11 protein-coding genes are annotated in these 16,015 nt (G+C 63.4%); 5 read left to right on the forward strand and 6 right to left on the reverse strand.

Annotation, left to right across the window (positions count from 1 at the left end):
- Nucleotides 1-2 precede the first annotated feature (2 nt).
- The 5 genes from I6F38_RS18670 to I6F38_RS18690 form a co-directional block, all read right to left on the reverse strand.
- Nucleotides 3-1,187: an ABC transporter permease gene (locus tag I6F38_RS18670; RefSeq protein WP_225161348.1), complete on the reverse strand. Its 1,185-nt coding sequence runs from the start codon at nucleotides 1,185-1,187 to the stop codon at nucleotides 3-5.
- Complete coding sequence (locus tag I6F38_RS18675) at nucleotides 1,187-2,296, reverse strand: microcin C ABC transporter permease YejB (RefSeq protein ID WP_225161349.1); 1,110 nt, start codon at nucleotides 2,294-2,296, stop codon at nucleotides 1,187-1,189. Before I6F38_RS18675 ends, I6F38_RS18670 begins: the two co-directional genes overlap by 1 nt.
- 3 nt (nucleotides 2,297-2,299) lie before the next feature.
- Nucleotides 2,300-4,168, reverse strand: coding sequence for an extracellular solute-binding protein (locus I6F38_RS18680; protein ID WP_225161350.1), 1,869 nt, complete (start codon nucleotides 4,166-4,168; stop codon nucleotides 2,300-2,302).
- 17 nt (nucleotides 4,169-4,185) lie between these two features.
- Nucleotides 4,186-6,087: an extracellular solute-binding protein gene (locus I6F38_RS18685; protein ID WP_225161351.1), complete on the reverse strand. Its 1,902-nt coding sequence runs from the start codon at nucleotides 6,085-6,087 to the stop codon at nucleotides 4,186-4,188.
- Nucleotides 6,088-6,314: 227 nt separating this feature from the next.
- A complete protein-coding gene (locus I6F38_RS18690; RefSeq protein ID WP_028342300.1) occupies nucleotides 6,315-6,863 on the reverse strand; it encodes a cytochrome c family protein in 549 nt (182 codons plus the stop codon).
- Between the two features lie 200 nt (nucleotides 6,864-7,063).
- Between I6F38_RS18690 and I6F38_RS18695 the strand changes: the two genes are divergently transcribed.
- Both I6F38_RS18695 and I6F38_RS18700 read left to right on the forward strand, forming a co-directional pair.
- The gene (locus I6F38_RS18695) at nucleotides 7,064-7,804 is read left to right on the forward strand and encodes a 3-deoxy-manno-octulosonate cytidylyltransferase (RefSeq protein ID WP_225161352.1); all 741 of its coding nucleotides are present in this window, start codon (nucleotides 7,064-7,066) and stop codon (nucleotides 7,802-7,804) included.
- A 21-nt stretch (nucleotides 7,805-7,825) separates the two neighbouring features.
- A complete protein-coding gene (locus tag I6F38_RS18700; RefSeq protein WP_225161353.1) occupies nucleotides 7,826-8,686 on the forward strand; it encodes a prephenate dehydratase in 861 nt (286 codons plus the stop codon).
- 152 nt (nucleotides 8,687-8,838) lie between these two features.
- Here I6F38_RS18700 and I6F38_RS18705 read toward each other — a convergent pair whose 3' ends face one another.
- Nucleotides 8,839-9,858, reverse strand: a complete 1,020-nt coding sequence (locus I6F38_RS18705; RefSeq protein ID WP_225161354.1) for an LLM class flavin-dependent oxidoreductase — start codon at nucleotides 9,856-9,858, stop codon at nucleotides 8,839-8,841.
- Nucleotides 9,859-10,249: 391 nt separating this feature from the next.
- Between I6F38_RS18705 and metF the strand changes: the two genes are divergently transcribed.
- The 3 genes from metF (at nucleotide 10,250) to I6F38_RS18720 (ending at nucleotide 15,910) form a co-directional block, all read left to right on the forward strand.
- Nucleotides 10,250-11,164, forward strand: a complete 915-nt coding sequence (metF, locus tag I6F38_RS18710; protein WP_225161355.1) for a methylenetetrahydrofolate reductase [NAD(P)H] — start codon at nucleotides 10,250-10,252, stop codon at nucleotides 11,162-11,164.
- A 3-nt stretch (nucleotides 11,165-11,167) separates the two neighbouring features.
- A complete protein-coding gene (metH, locus tag I6F38_RS18715) occupies nucleotides 11,168-15,022 on the forward strand; it encodes a methionine synthase (RefSeq protein WP_225161356.1) in 3,855 nt (1,284 codons plus the stop codon).
- Nucleotides 15,023-15,403: 381 nt separating this feature from the next.
- Nucleotides 15,404-15,910, forward strand: a complete 507-nt coding sequence (locus I6F38_RS18720; protein WP_225161357.1) for a glutathione S-transferase N-terminal domain-containing protein — start codon at nucleotides 15,404-15,406, stop codon at nucleotides 15,908-15,910.
- Nucleotides 15,911-16,015 lie beyond the last annotated feature (105 nt).

Raw genomic sequence — 16,015 nt, forward strand, 5'->3', positions numbered from 1 at the left:
CCTCAGCCCTTCGAGAACGTCTTGCGTGGATCGAAGGCGTCGCGCGCGGCTTCGCCGATGAAGATCAGCAGCGACAGCATGATCGCGACCGAGAAGAAGCCGGTGAGGCCGAGCCACGGCGCCTGCACATTGGCCTTGCCCTGCGACAGCAACTCGCCGAGCGAGGGCGAGCCGGGCGGCAGGCCGAAGCCGAGGAAATCCAGCGCCGTCAGCGTCATCACCGAGGACGAGACGATGAAGGGCAGGAAGGTCATGGTCGCGACCATCGCGTTCGGCAGCAGATGGCGGAACATGATCACGCCGTTGGAGACGCCGAGCGCGCGCGCCGCCTGGATGTATTCGAAATTGCGGCCGCGCAGGAACTCGGCGCGCACCAGCCCGACCAGCGAGACCCACGAGAATAGCAGGAGGATGCCGAGCAGGATGAAGAAGCCCGGCGGCAGCACCGCCGAGATGATCAACAGCAGATAGAGCGAGGGGATCGCGGTCCAGATCTCGATCAGCCGCTGGAAGATGAGATCGGTCCAGCCACCGAAATAGCCCTGCACGCCGCCGGCGGCGATGCCGATGATCGAGGACAGGATGGTCAGCGTCAGGCCGAACAGCACCGAGATGCGGAAGCCGTAGATCAGCCGCGCGACCACGTCGCGGCCCTGATCGTCGGTGCCGAGCCAGTTGTATTCGAGGTCGCGGCAGCCGGTCAGGCCCTTGCGCTTCACCACGTCCTTGCACTGCTCTTCGGTAAAGAGCCAGGTCGGCTTCGACGGCACCGCCGTCGGCGGGTCGAGGTTGCGGCTGTCGTAGGAGTAGCGGATCGGCGGCCAGATCATGCTGCCGCCCTTGGCGGCGATCTGCTTCTGCAAGTATGGATCGCGATAATCGGCCGCGGTCTCGAAGTCGCCGCCGAAGGTGGTCTCGGCATAGGTGAACACCACCGGCCAGTAGAGACGGCCGTCATATTTGACGACCAGCGGCTTGTCGTTGGCGATGAAATTGGCGAACAGCGACGCCACGAACAGCACGAGGAAGATCCAGAACGACCAGTAGCCGCGGCGATTGGCCTTGAAGTTCTGCCAGCGTCGCTTGTTCAGCGGCGACGGCGAAAAGGCGTGGTGCGTGGCGGGCACCGCTTCGCCGAGCGGCGATTGCGTCGTGGTCTCGACCGGCTGGGGCGCGAGCATCGTCATCAGACCTCCCGCGCTTCGAAATCGATCCGCGGATCGATCCACATATAGGCGAGATCGGAGAGCAGATTGACCACCAGTCCGACCAGCGAGAAGATGAACAGCGTCCCGAACACCACCGGATAGTCGCGGTTCAACACGCTCTCGAAGCCAAGCAGGCCGAGCCCGTCGAGCGAGAAGATGGTTTCGATCAGCAGCGAGCCGGAGAAGAACGCGTGAATGAACGCGCCCGGGAAGCCTGCGATCACGATCAGCATGGCGTTGCGGAAGATGTGGCCGTACAGCACCTGGCGCTCGCTGCAACCCTTGGCGCGCGCGGTCATCACATATTGCTTGCGGATCTCGTCGAGAAACGAATTCTTGGTCAGCAGGGTCATGGTGGCGAAGGCGCCGAGCGCCATCGACACCAGCGGCAGCGTCAGATGCCAGAAATAATCGATGATCTTCCAGTACCAGGGGAATTGCGACCAGCCGTCCGAGGTCAGGCCGCGCAGCGGGAAGATGTTGAGGAACGAGCCGCCGGCGAACAGCACGATCAGGAGGATCGCGAACAGGAAGCCCGGGATCGCAAAGCCGACGATGATCACCGCCGAGGTCCAGGTATCGAACCGCGAGCCGTCCTGCACCGCCTTGCGGATGCCGAGCGGGATCGAGATCAGGTAGGTCAGCAGCGTCATCCAGATGCCGAGCGACATCGAGACCGGCAGCTTCTCCTTGATCAGCTGCAGCACGCTGACACTGCGGAAATAGCTGTTGCCGAAATCGAACCGCGCGAAATTCCAGACCATCAACGCGAACCGCTCCGGCGCCGGCTTGTCGAAGCCGAACTGCACCTCGAGCTTCTTGATGAAATCGGGATCGAGGCCCTGCGCGCCGCGGTATTTCGAGTTGATGGCCGCGCCTGCGCCCGCGCCCTGGCCGCGCTGCGCGCCGAAATCGCCGCCGCCTCCCGACACGCGCGACGTGCCGCCGGTGTCGGCGCCGTTGATCTGCGCGATGACGCGCTCGACCGGACCGCCGGGGGCAAACTGCACGACCACGAAGGAGACGAACAGGATGCCAAGCAGCGTCGGCAGCATCAGGAAAATACGTCGGGCGATATAGGCGCTCATCGGCTACTTCGCCTGCTCGAGCTTCGCGGCCTTGGCCGCATCATACCACCAGTTCTCCGGGGCGCCGACGCCCGCATATTTCGCCGGCTTCTCCGGATGCCCGAACTGGTCCCAATAGGCGACACGGTGCTTGTTAGAATACCATTGCGGCACCCAATAGCGGCCGGCACGGAAGACGCGATCGAGCGCGCGGCAGGCAAAGGTTAAGTCCGCCCGCGTCTCGGCAGCGATAGCTTTTTCGATCAATGCGTCGATCGCCGGGTTGGCAACGCCCGCCAGATTGTAGGAGCCCTTGGTGGTCGCAGCCTGGGACGAGAAGTAAGGCCTCAGGCTGTCACCCGGCGTCGCCGACATGGATATACGCTGGGTCGTCACCTCAAAATCGAAAGCCTCAACACGCGCACGATACTGCACTGCGTCGATCTGCCTGATGTTGGCATCGATGCCAAGCGGCTTGAGATTCTTGATGAAGCTGGCGTGATGCGGCTGGAAAGTCGGCTCATCTAGCAGGAACTCGATCGTAAGCGGGTCGCCGTTAGGCAATCGCCGCTTGCCATCCTTGACGACGCATCCTGCATCGTTGAGCAACTGCGTCGCCTTTCGCAGCAGTGCGCGGTCCTGTCCCGATCCATCCGACACCGGCGGCACAAAGGTCTCGCCGAACACCTCATCCGGCACTTGGCCGCGGAATGGTTCGAGCAGTTTCAATTCCTCGGGCGAAGGTAGTCCACTAGCCACCATGTCCGAATTCTGGAAAGGCGAGACGCTGCGCGCGTAAGCGTCGTACATGATGGTCTTGTTGGTCCATTCGAAATCGAAGGCATAGATTAGCGCTTCGCGAACGCGCGGGTCTTTGAACTTGTCGAGACGGGTGTTAATGAACCAACCCTGCCCACCGGACGGTGTTTCGTCCGGCAATGTCTCGCGCTTGACCCGCCCGTCCTTGATAGCCGGGAAATCGTACCGCGTCGCCCAGACACGGGACGTGAATTCCTCGCGAAACAGATAATTTTTGCCTGTGAAGCCTTCGAACGCGACATCGCGATCACGGTAGAACTCGTAGCGCACGGTGTCGAAATTGTAACTGCCGCGATTGACCGGCAAGTCGGCTGCCCACCAATCCTTGAGGCGGTTATACTCGACGTAACGATTGACCTCGAACTTGCCGACCATGTACGGCCCGGAGCCCAGCGGGACTTCGAGCGTGGACTCATCAAACTGCCGCTTCGCGTAATAGGCCTTCGAGAAGATCGGCAGACCCGCAACATAAAGCGGCACGTCGCGCGCGCGATTAGGCGCGAAGGTCACGATCACGGTGCCGTCGTCGGGCGCCTCGGCCTTCACGAAATCGCGCAGTTGCACCACGATCAACGGATGCCCCTTCTCCTTCAGCGTATTGAGCGAGAACGCGACATCCTGCGCAGTCAGCTTCGAGCCGTCGTGAAAGCGAGCCTCGGGCCGCATCGTGAAGCGGTAGGTGAGCTTGTCGGGAGAAATCGAGACCGATCTTGCGGCCAGGCCGTACATCGCGTCCGGCTCATCACCCGCGCGTGCCATCAACGAATCGAAGGTCAACTCCATGCCCTTCGCGCCTTCACCCTTGAGGATGAACGCGTTGAACGAACTGAACGTAAAGAAGGACTGGTTGTAGGCACGGGTCGAAGGGATCATTGAGAACGCCCCGCCCTTCGGCGCCTTCGGATTGACGTAGTCGAAGATCCTGAAATCCGCCGGATATTTCAGGTCGCCGAACACCGACATGCCGTGCATCTCGGTTCCGTTGTCGGCCACTGCCGGCGCAGCACGCAAGCCTGCAGCACTCAACGCACCGATGCCGAGACCGAGTGCGTGCCGACGGGAGAATAGCGCCATGCGCGGATCCTTGAGCTTTATGAACGCTTGAGCTTGCCCGCCTTGTCGGCGTCGTACCACCAAATCGCTGGAAACCCCGATTGTCCATATTTGGGCAACTCGGCCGGACGGCCGAAGCGATCCCAGCGGGCTGTACGGACCTTCGGGTAGTTCCACTGCGGGACGACGTAATGGTTCCACAATAACACGCGATCGAGCGCTTTCGTCGCCGCGACGAGATCTTCGCGATCCGTCGCAAAAATCACGCGCTCGATCAGCTTGTCGATTATCGGGTTCTTGATGCCGGCAAGATTGCGCGATCCGGCCGTATCCGCAGCTTTCGATCCCCAGTATTCACGCTGCTCGTTTCCGGGTGACAAGGATTCCCCCCAGGACCCGATGACGACGTCAAAATCCCAATTGCGAATCCGGTTCTCGTATTGGATTGGATCGATCGTGCGTACCGTGACCGAAAATCCGAGCCGCTCGAGTGCTGGCTTGTAAGCCAGCATGATCCTTTCGAAATTCGGATCCTCGCTCAACAATTCGATGGAGAACGGCTCTCCGCTCTTTGGATCCACGAGCTTCCTGTCTCGTACCTCGTACCCAGCCTCCTTGAGCAGACGAGATGCTTCACGGAGATTTTCGCGCACTGCTTCTGGATTGCCGCCGACCGGATTCGCATAGACCGTCGTGAACACTTCGGCAGGCACTTGATCACGCATGGATTCAAGAATCGCGAGTTCCTTGCCTTGCGGCAGCCCAGTCGCCATCAACTCCTCGGCGCCATCAAAGTAGCTAATGATGCGCTTGTATTGGCCGAAGAAGAGCAGCTTGTTGACCTCCTCGAAGTCGAACGCATAGTTCAGGGCGCGGCGAACACGCGGATCCTTGAATTTGGCGCGCCGCTGGTTCGGGACAAAGGCCTGCATGATGCCCGAACTGCGGTTCGGAAACTCTTCCAGCACCACGCGCTTGTCGGTGACAGCCGGAAAATTATAGGCGGTCGCCCATGCCTTCGCGCTGTTCTCCAAACGCCAATCGATCTGATCGCCCTTGAATGCCTCGATCGCAACCGTCGGATCCCTGAAGTATTCGTAGCGAAGTTCGTCGAAGTTATTGCGCCCCACATTGATCGCGAGATCCCGCGCCCAATGGTCCTTGACGCGCTCCAAAGTCACAGTCCGCCCTGCGACAAATTCCTTGATCCGATACGGTCCCGACCCTAGCGGCTGCTCCAGCGTTGTCGCGGAGATATCGCGTTTGCGTCCTTGGCTATCGGTGCCTTCCCACCAATGCTTGGGCAAGATCGTAAGCTGGCCTACGATCTGTGGCAGTTCGCGGTTGCCCGGCATATCGAAGACAAATTTCACTTCGCGATCACTAAGCTTCTCCGCCCTCACGACATGGCTGTAATAGGCGGAAAACATCGGGTGATGCGTCTTGAAGGCGTCGAGCGAGAAGATCACGTCTTCTGGAGTAACCGGTGCTCCGTCATGCCATTTTGCCTGAGGGCGCAGACGGTAAACGACAGAGGAGAAGTCGTCCGGGTAACTTGCGGCCTCCGCTAGCGATCCGTACTCCGTTGAGACTTCGTCGAGCGATGGCGTCGTCAGCGATTCATAAATCAAGGCGACAGCGCCCGCGATGGAGCCTTTCACACCCGAGACAACAATGTTGAAATTATCGAAAGTGCCGATTGCGATTTGCCGAACAAGGCCCCCCTTCGGTGCATCCGGATTGACGTAGTCAAATCGCTTGAAGTCAGCCGGGTATTTGACGTTACCGAAGAGCGACAGGCCGTGCCGCCACTTGAGCCCACTGGGGACGTTATCGGCGAGTACCGGCGTTATCGCTGACACGCCAGAGTTCAATCCGAGTGCCGGAGCCACTGCTGCCAGTGCGCTGCCCTGAAGGAGGTGTCGTCGGGTGATTGCCAAATCCGGAATTCCTGTTGCTGACCCCGCCTAGATGGACCTCAATATACGGCAACGGTTCGACCACTTACGTTGCTTTTTCCTAATGATAGCCGGTCCGGAACCGATCCGCTGCGGCGAAACGTCTCGATAACAACCCCTGCAACCCCAAAGGGGACGACCGTTCCCCATGCGAAAACGGCCAGGCATTGCCTGGCCGTTTCATCCGCATGCTTGCGCGAAGCAAGTCGTTACTTCGAGGCGGTCGGGAGCGGAGCCGGGTGCTCTGAGTTCGAATTCAGATAGGCGATGATGTCGGCGCGCTCGCTGTCCTTCGGCACGCCGGCAAAGCCCATCGCGGTGCCGGGGATGAAGCCCTTCGGGTTGGTCAGGAACTTGTTGAGGTCGTCGAAGGACCATTCGCCGCCCTTGCCCTTCATCGCGGCCGAGAAATTGAAGCCACGGCCCTCGCCCTTCTTCTCGCCGACGACGCCGAACAGGTTCGGACCGACGCGGTTGGGACCGCCCTTCTCGAAGGTGTGGCAGGCCTGGCACTTCTTGGCGGCCGCCGCGCCCTTCTCGACGGAAGCGGTCTGCAGCAGCTTCTCGATCGGCTCGGATGCGGCCGCAGCGGCCTCGCCGCCGCCGCCATGGGACTCTTCCTTCACAGCGATCTCAAAACCCGGCTTCTCCGGCAGCTTCGGCGCGAATTTCGCGCTGGCGGCAAAGCTCATCACCAGGACGACGATGCAGGTGCCGAGAACCGCACCGAGGATTTTGTTGAGTTCGAAGGAGTCCATTTTGGGTCAGGCTCCGGGCCTTGAATGTCGACTTCAGGCCGGGAATACGGCCGCGGGGAAAGACCTGGGAATCGGCCTCATCGCACCGCCCCAAGCAGGGTTGAGATATCGGTTTGCCCGCGCTCTGGCAACCCGTATAAACGCGCCGAATTCAACCTCCTCCCCGGCAATTTCCGCAGGCCGGACGGGCCCCGACACGAATGACCGATCCCCGTACCTTGGTGCTGATTCCGGCCCGCATGGCCGCCACCCGCCTTCCGGGAAAGCCGCTGCTCGAGATCGCCGGCGTGCCGATGATCGTCCATGTGCTGCGGCGGGCCGAGGCGGCAGGCATCGGCCGGGTTGCGGTTGCGACCGACACGGCCGAGATCGCGGCGGCGGTGAAGGCTGCCGGCGGCGAGGTCGTGATGACCCGTCCCGACCATCCGTCCGGCTCGGACCGGATTTATGAAGCGATGACGACCCTCGACCCGGCGGGCCATGCCGAGATCGTGGTCAATCTGCAGGGCGATTTCCCGACCATCAGCCCCGAGACCATCCGCAGCGTGATGCCGGCGCTCGACGATCCCGCGGTCGACATTTCGACCCTGGCCTCGCGCATCCATAGCGAGGAGGAGGATCAGGCCCCCAGCGTCGTCAAGGCAGTCGGCTCGCCGATCGGGCCGAACCGGTTGCGCGCGCTGTATTTCACCCGCGCCACCGCGCCTTATGGCGACGGGCCGCGCTACCATCATATCGGCCTCTACGCCTACCGCCGCGCCGCGCTGGAGCGGTTCGTGGCGCTGCCGCCCTCGCCGCTGGAGCAGCAGGAAAAGCTCGAGCAACTCCGCGCGCTGGAGGCCGGGATGCGGATCGACGTCACCATCGTCGACACCGTCCCGCGCGGCGTCGACACCCCGGCCGATCTCGAAACCGCCCGCAGAATACTTTCCAAAGCCTGACCGGCTGGTAAAAGGCCACCCATGACCAAGAAGATGAAAATCGCGTTCCAGGGCGAGCCTGGCGCCAATTCCCATATCGCGATCGTCGAGGCCTATCCCGACGCCGAGCCGATGCCCTGCCCGACCTTCGAGGACGCGCTGGCGGCGATTTCCTTGGGCGAGGCCGATCTCGGTATGATCCCGATCGAGAATTCGGTCGCCGGCCGCGTCGCCGACATCCACCATCTCTTGCCCGCCTCGGGCCTGTTCATCGTCGGCGAATGGTTCTTGCCGATCCGCCATCAGCTGATGGCGATCAAGGGCACCAAACTCGCCGACATCAAGAGCGTGGAGAGCCACGTCCACGCGCTCGGCCAGTGCCGCCGCGTCATCCGCAAGCTCGGCATCAAGCCGATCGTCGCCGCCGACACCGCCGGCAGCGCCCGCGACATCTCCGAGCGCGGCGACATGAGCGTGGCGGCGATCGCCTCCCGCCTCGCCGCCGATATTTACGGCCTCGACATTCTCGCCGAGGACATCGAGGACGAGGCCCACAACACCACCCGCTTCGTGGTGCTGGCACGCGAGGCCAAATGGGCCGCGCAGGGCTCGGGGCCGCTGGTCACGACTTTCGTGTTCCGGGTGCGCAACTTGCCCGCCGCGCTGTACAAGGCGCTCGGCGGCTTTGCCACCAACGGCGTCAACATGACCAAGCTCGAAAGCTACATGGTCGACGGCAATTTCTTCGCCACGCAATTCTATGCCGATGTCGACGGTCACCCCGATGACCGCGGCCTCGCCTTCGCGATCGAGGAATTGAAATTCTTCTCGCGCGAATTCCGCATCGTCGGCGTCTATCCCGGCCATCCGTTCCGCGCGACTTTCAGCGAGACGCAGGATTGACCGGGCGAGCGCAGCCTCTCTACGGGGTCGTCCCGGCGAAAGCCGGGACCCATAACCACCGGCTTGGGTTGTGGGAGCGATAGCGGCCCCAGCGAAGTGTAACAACTTTCATTCGTGGTAATGGGTCCCGGCCTGCGCCGGGACGACAATCATTACGCCGCCGCCGTCTTCGCAAGCCCGAACGCCTCGGCGAGCAGGCTGTACGACTTCTTCCGCGCGGCATGGTCGTAGACCGCTGATATCACCATCAGCTCGTCGGCCTGGGTCGCCGCGATCAGCGGCTCCAGCTTCGTCATTACGGTTGCGGGGCCGCCGACGAAGAGGCGGGCGCGGTTGCGCGCGATCGAGGCGCGCTCGGCGTCGGTGTAGGGATAGGCCTCTGCCTCCTCGACACTCGGCAGCGGCAGATACTGGCCGCGGTCGCGGCGCAGCCGATTGAGGTCCATCGACAGCGCAAGCCGCTCGGCTTCCGCGTCGGTCTCCGCCGCAACAACCGCAACCGCCAGGATCGCCTGCGGCGTCGCGCGCCAACCCGACGGCTTGAAATGCGCGCGGTAGTTCGTCATCGCCGCAATTGCATCGTGAGTGGCAAAATGATGCGCGAATGCAAAGCCCATCCCGATCTGGGCCGCGAGTTCGGCGGAATAGTCGCTCGAGCCGAGCAACCAGATCGGCGGCAGCGGCGAATCATCCGGCATCGCCACCACATTGTTGTAGGGATGGCCGGGCGGGAAATCGCGCGTCTCCCACAAGGTCAGCTCGTGCAGCCGCTCGAGGAAATCATCGCCTTCGCGGCGATCGAGCCGGCTGCGCAGTGCGTAGGCAGTGGCGCCGTCGGTGCCGGGCGCGCGGCCGAGGCCGAGATCGATGCGGCCGGGAAACAGCGCCTCCAGCATCTTGAAGCGCTCGGCGACGACCAGCGGCGCATGGTTGGGCAGCATCACGCCGCCGGAGCCGACACGGATATGCGACGTCACCGCCGCGATCTGCCCGATCATCAGATCGGGCGCCGGGCTCGCCACGGAAGCGAGGTTGTGGTGCTCGGCGAGCCAGTAGCGGACGTAGCCAAGGCCATCGACATGGCGTGCCAGGTCGATGCTGTTGCGGAGCGCAGCGGCCGGCCTGGCGCCAGTGGTAACGACGGACAGGTCGAGGACGGAGAGCGGAATCATGGCCGTCAACCTAGTGTGGCGCCACGAGGCGACAAAGGCCCCGGCCGCGCAGACCAGTCCCGCGGCGGAACGCCGGCGCCGGCGGCCGTCGGCTTTGGGACGATATGCAATGATTCATCTTTGTACCACACTACCCACAATCGATTTCGCTCTCCAATCAATTGCACATCATTTCCTTTATTTATATTTTTCAATATGTTAATATCATTTTCGGCGAAGTCGGCGGACCGCCCACCGAACGTTCCAGATAGTCAATTTTTGCCGAATCTGTACAGCGAATGGGCAATTTCCCATATCCGATGGGCTGTTTGAGCCAACGCGTTTGGCTTATCTTAGGGCCTGCATATCCAGGCCGGACGTCTGCCCTCCAGTTGCGGAGCCCTTGCGTATCATGACCGAGACCATTTCCTCCGTGCCGAACGCACTGCGTGCGCCCAAGGCGCCGAAAATCTCCTTCGAGTTCTTCCCGCCGAAGACCGAGGAGATGGAGCGCAATCTCTGGGAGACCATCAATCGCCTGGCGCCGCTGACCCCGAACTTCGTCTCGGTCACTTACGGCGCCGGCGGCTCGACCCGCGAGCGCACCCATTCGACCATCACACGCATCCTGCGCGAGACCGATCTGCTGCCGGCCGCGCATCTGACCTGCGTCAGCGCCTCGCGCGGCGAGATCGACGACATCGTCGACCGCTATCATGAGGTCGGCGTCCGTCACATCGTCGCGCTGCGCGGCGATCCGCCCGGCGGCATCGGCACGCCCTACTTCACCCATCCGGACGGCTACCAGAGTTCGGCTGAACTCGTCGCCGGGATCAAGAGGCGCCACGCCGACATCGAGATCTCGGTGTCCGCCTATCCCGAGAAGCATCCGGAAGCGAAGGATTTCGACGCCGACATCGACACGCTGAAGGCCAAGGTCGACGCCGGCGCGACGCGCGCGATCACCCAGGTGTTCTTCGACAACGACCTGTACCACCGCTATGTCGACCGGGTGCGCGCGCGCGGCATCGAGATTCCGATCGTGCCGGGCATCATGCCGATGCACAATTTCAAGCAGGCCCGCAATTTCGTGACGCGTGCCGGCACCAGCGTGCCGGACTGGCTCGCCGAGAAGTTCGAGGGCCTCGACAACGACGCCGAGACCCGCAAGCTGGTCGCCGCCACCGTCGCCGCCGGCCAGGTGCAGAAGCTGTTCAAGCACGGCGTCGACACCTTCCACTTCTACACCATGAACCGCGCGGACCTCGTGTTCGCGATCAGCCACCTGCTCGGCATCCGGCCGAACGGTGCCCAGAAAGCTGCCTGACACATGTCCGTTCCCGTTTCCCCCAAGCGTAACGCTTTGCTCGCGGCTGCCCGCGAGCGCATCCTGGTGCTCGACGGCGCCATGGGCACGATGATCCAGGGCCTTCAGTTCGACGAAGCCGCTTTCCGCGGCGCGCGCTTTGCGGACTTCCACCGCGACATCAAGGGCAACAACGATCTACTGATCCTGACCCAGCCCGATGCGATCACGGACATCCACGCCGCATATCTGCGCGCCGGCGCCGACATCGTCGCGACCAACACCTTCTCCTCGACCTCGATCGCGCAGGCCGACTACGACATGTCGGACCTCGCCTATGAGCTGAACCTGCAGGGCGCCCGCCTGGCGCGCACCGCCGCCGAGCGGGTGAGCGCCGAGGACGGCAAGCCACGCTTCGTCGCCGGCGCGCTCGGCCCGACCAACCGCACCGCCTCGATCTCGCCCGACGTTTCCAATCCCGGCTATCGCGCGGTGACCTTCGACGATCTGCGCAAGGCCTATGGCGAACAGGCCAAGGGCCTGCTCGACGGCGGCGCCGACCTGCTGCTGGTCGAGACCATCTTCGACACGCTGAACGCCAAGGCTGCGCTGTACGCGATTTCCGAGATCATCGAGGAGCGCGGCATCGACGTGCCCGTGATGATTTCCGGCACCATCACCGACAAGTCCGGCCGCCTGCTCTCCGGCCAGTTGCCGGAGGCGTTCTGGCATTCGGTGCGGCACGCAAGGCCGATCACGATCGGCTTCAACTGCGCGCTCGGCGCCGAAGATCTGCGCGCGCATATCGCCGATATCGGCCGCGTCGCCGACACGCTGGTCTGCGCATATCCTAACGCTGGCCTGCCCAACGAATTCGGCCAGTATGACGAGACGCCGGACTACATGGCGCGGCTGATCGGCGAGTTCGCCGCCGCCGGGCTCGTCAACATCGTCGGCGGCTGCTGCGGCACCACACCCGACCATATCGCCGCAATCGCCAAGGCGGTCGCCCCGCACAAGCCGCGCGTGGTGCCCGAGATCGCACCGCGGCTCAGGCTGTCCGGCCTCGAGCCGTTCACGCTGACCGACGCGATCCCGTTCGTGAATGTCGGCGAGCGCACCAACGTCACCGGCTCCGCACGCTTCCGCAAGCTGATCACCGCCGGCGACTACACCGCTGCGCTGCAGGTCGCGCGCGACCAGGTCGAGAACGGCGCCCAGGTCATCGACGTCAACATGGACGAGGGCCTGCTCGATTCCGAAGCGGCGATGGTGACGTTCCTCAACCTCGTCGCCGCCGAGCCCGACATCGCGCGCGTGCCCGTGATGGTCGATTCCTCGAAGTTCCACGTCATCGAGGCCGGCCTGAAATGCATCCAGGGCAAGCCGATCGTGAACTCGATCTCGCTCAAGGAAGGCGAGGAGAAGTTCATCCACGAGGCGACCGTCGCCAAGCGCCACGGCGCCGCCGTGGTGGTGATGGCGTTCGACGAAACCGGCCAGGCCGACACGTTCAAGCGCAAGACCGAGATCAGCAAGCGCGCCTACGACATCCTGGTCGGCCGGCTCGACTTCCCGCCCGAGGACATCATCTTCGATCCGAATATCTTTGCGATCGCGACCGGCCTCGAGGAGCACAACAATTACGGCGTCGACTTCATCGAGGCGACGCGCTGGATCCGGGCGAACCTGCCGGGCGCCCACATCTCCGGCGGCGTCTCCAACCTGTCGTTCTCGTTCCGCGGCAACGAACCGGTGCGCGAGGCGATGCACTCGGTGTTCCTGTATCACGCCATCCATGCCGGCATGGACATGGGCATCGTCAATGCCGGGCAGATGATCGTCTATGACGACATCGACCCCGAGCTGCGCCAGACCTGCGAGGACGTGATCCTCAACCGCGATCCCGGCGCCTCCGAGCGGCTCCTGGCGCTGGCCGAGAAATTCCGCGGCAAGGAGAAGCAGACCAAGGAAGCCGATCTCGCCTGGCGCGAATGGCCGGTCGAGAAGCGGCTGTCGCACGCGTTGGTGCACGGCATCACCGAGTTCATCGAGCAGGATACCGAGGCCGCCCGCCAGAACGCGTCCCGTCCGCTCGACGTCATCGAGGGGCCGCTGATGGCCGGCATGAACGTGGTCGGCGACCTGTTCGGCGACGGCAAGATGTTCCTGCCGCAAGTCGTGAAGTCGGCCCGCGTGATGAAGCAGGCGGTCGCCTATCTGATGCCGTTCATGGAGGAGGAGAAGGCGCGCAACCTCGCCAACGGCATCACCGGCGGCCGCAACGCCGCGGGCAAGATCGTGCTCGCGACGGTGAAGGGCGACGTCCACGACATCGGCAAGAACATCGTCGGCATCGTGCTCCAGTGCAACAATTTCGAGGTCATCGACCTCGGCGTCATGGTGCCTGCCAACAAGATCATCGAGACCGCGAAGGCCGAGGGCGCCGACATCATCGGCCTGTCCGGCCTGATCACGCCCTCGCTCGACGAGATGAGCTTCCTCGCCGGCGAGCTGCAACGGCAGGGCATGAACCTGCCGCTTTTGATCGGCGGCGCCACCACGAGCCGCGTGCACACCGCCGTGAAGATCGACCCGAACTATCCGGGCGGCCCGGTCGTGCATGTCAATGACGCGAGCCGCGCCGTCGGTGTCGCGTCCTCGCTGCTGTCGGCCGAGAAGAAGCAGGCCTACGCCGCCGAGGTGCGGGCCGAATACGCAAAAATCTCGACGGCGCATTTCCGCGCCCAGGCCGACAAGAAGCGGCTGAAGCTTGGCGAGGCCCGCGCCAACAAGGTCGCGATCGACTTCGCCGCGGCGCCGCCGAAGAAGCCGGCTTTCTTCGGGCTGAAGAGCTTCGACGCCTACGATCTTGCCGAGCTCGCCGACTACATCGACTGGACGCCATTCTTCCAGACCTGGGAGCTGACCGGCCGCTTCCCGGCGATCCTCGACGACCCCAAGGTCGGCGAAGTCGCCCGCTCGCTCTATGCCGACGCGCGCAAGATGCTGGACACCATCATCAAGGAGAAGTGGTTCACCGCCCGCGCCACCATCGGCTTCTGGCCGGCCAACGCAGTCGGCGACGACATCGAGGTCTATGCCGACGAGACGCGAAAGCAGAAAATCGCGACCTTCCACACCCTGCGCCAGCAACTCGAGAAGCGCGAGGGCCGCTTCAATGCCGCGCTGTCCGACTTCATCGCGCCTGCCGGGTCCGGCGTGCCCGACTATGTCGGCGGCTTCGTCGTCACCGCGGGGATCGGCGAGGATGCGGTCGCCGACCGCTTCAAGAACGCCAATGACGACTACTCCTCGATCCTGTGCAAGGCGCTGGCCGATCGCCTGGCCGAAGCCTTCGCCGAGCGCATGCACCAGCGCGTGCGCAAGGAGTTCTGGGCCTATGCGCCCGACGAGACCTGGTCGGCCGACGAACTGATCCTCGAGAAATATGACGGCATCCGCCCGGCGCCCGGCTATCCGGCGCAACCCGACCACACCGAGAAGCGGACGCTGTTCGCGCTGCTCGACGCCGAGAACACCGCCGGCGTGAAGCTGACCGAGAGCTTTGCGATGTGGCCGGGCTCGTCGGTCTCGGGCCTGTACTTCTCGCATCCCGAAAGCTTCTACTTCGGCGTCGGCAAGATCGAACGTGACCAGGTCGAGGACTACGCCGCGCGCAAGGCCATGACGGTCGCCGAGATCGAGCGCTGGCTGGCGCCGGTGCTGAACTACATCCCCTCGCAGGACGGCGCCAAGGGATCGGCGATCGCGCCCGCCGCGACGCCTGCCAACGACGCGGAGCTGGCCTCGCATCCGCAGGGCTGCACCTGCGCCGTGCATCTCGCCTGGCGCAAGAAGAAGGTGGGGGCTGGGTAGGCCTCCTCGACACGTGTCATCGCCGGGCTTGACCCGGCGATCCATCTTCAAAAACACTTCCGAAGATTGATGGATGCCCGGGTCAAGCCCGGGCATGACGTATTGGAGTGCCGTAGCCCGGATGCAGCGAAGCGTAATCCGGGATAGACTGCGACGGAACGACGGACCGGCCCCGGATTTCGCTTGCGCTTCATCCGGGCTACGGGTCTGGATAGACCTTTCTTCCCTTCTCCCCTTGTGGGAGAAGGTGTCGCGGACAAAGTCCGCGACGGATGAGGGGTCTTTATCCGCGGAGACAGACCCCTCACCCGTCCGCGATGCCTTGCATCGCGTCCACCCTCTCCCACAAGGGGAGAGGGGAAGAAATGCGGGGTGCACTCCATGCAGTTCTTCTCCTTCTGGCGCTCGCTGGCGAGCTTTCGGGTGCGGATTGCGCTCAGCCTCAAGGGCGTGGCCGCCGACGTCGTCTTCGTCGATCTCGATGCGGACGCGCATCGCACCGATGCCTATCGCAAGATCAATCCGCAGATGGCGCTGCCGGCGCTGGTGACCGACGACGGCACGGTGCTGTTCCAGTCGCTCGCGATCATCGACTGGCTCGACGAGACTTTTCCGACGCCGCCGCTGCTGCCGGCGGATGCGCTCGGCCGCGCCCGGGTGCGCGGGCTGGCGCTGATCGTCGCCTGCGAGGGCCATCCGCTGCTGACGCCGCGGGTGCGACGCTATCTCGACCGCGAGCTCGATCTGCGCGACAGCCGGCAGAACGCGTGGCGGCGGCACTGGACGGTCGAGACGCTGGCGGCGCTCGAGGGGCACCTCGCCGGCCACAAGGCGACCGGCCGGTTCTGTCACGGCGATGCACCCACGTCGTCCGTGAAGAAGGACTAAGCCACTGATCGGGAATCTCGATTTGGGCTAAGGGGCATTTCCAGATTGCAAGGTTTTGATGCTTTGGGCGTCAGAACCTTGCGATTTGGTTTTCGTGGATTCCCT

The organism is Bradyrhizobium sp. BRP56 (assembly GCF_020194035.1).
In the GTDB taxonomy this organism is placed as follows: domain Bacteria; phylum Pseudomonadota; class Alphaproteobacteria; order Rhizobiales; family Xanthobacteraceae; genus Bradyrhizobium; species Bradyrhizobium australafricanum.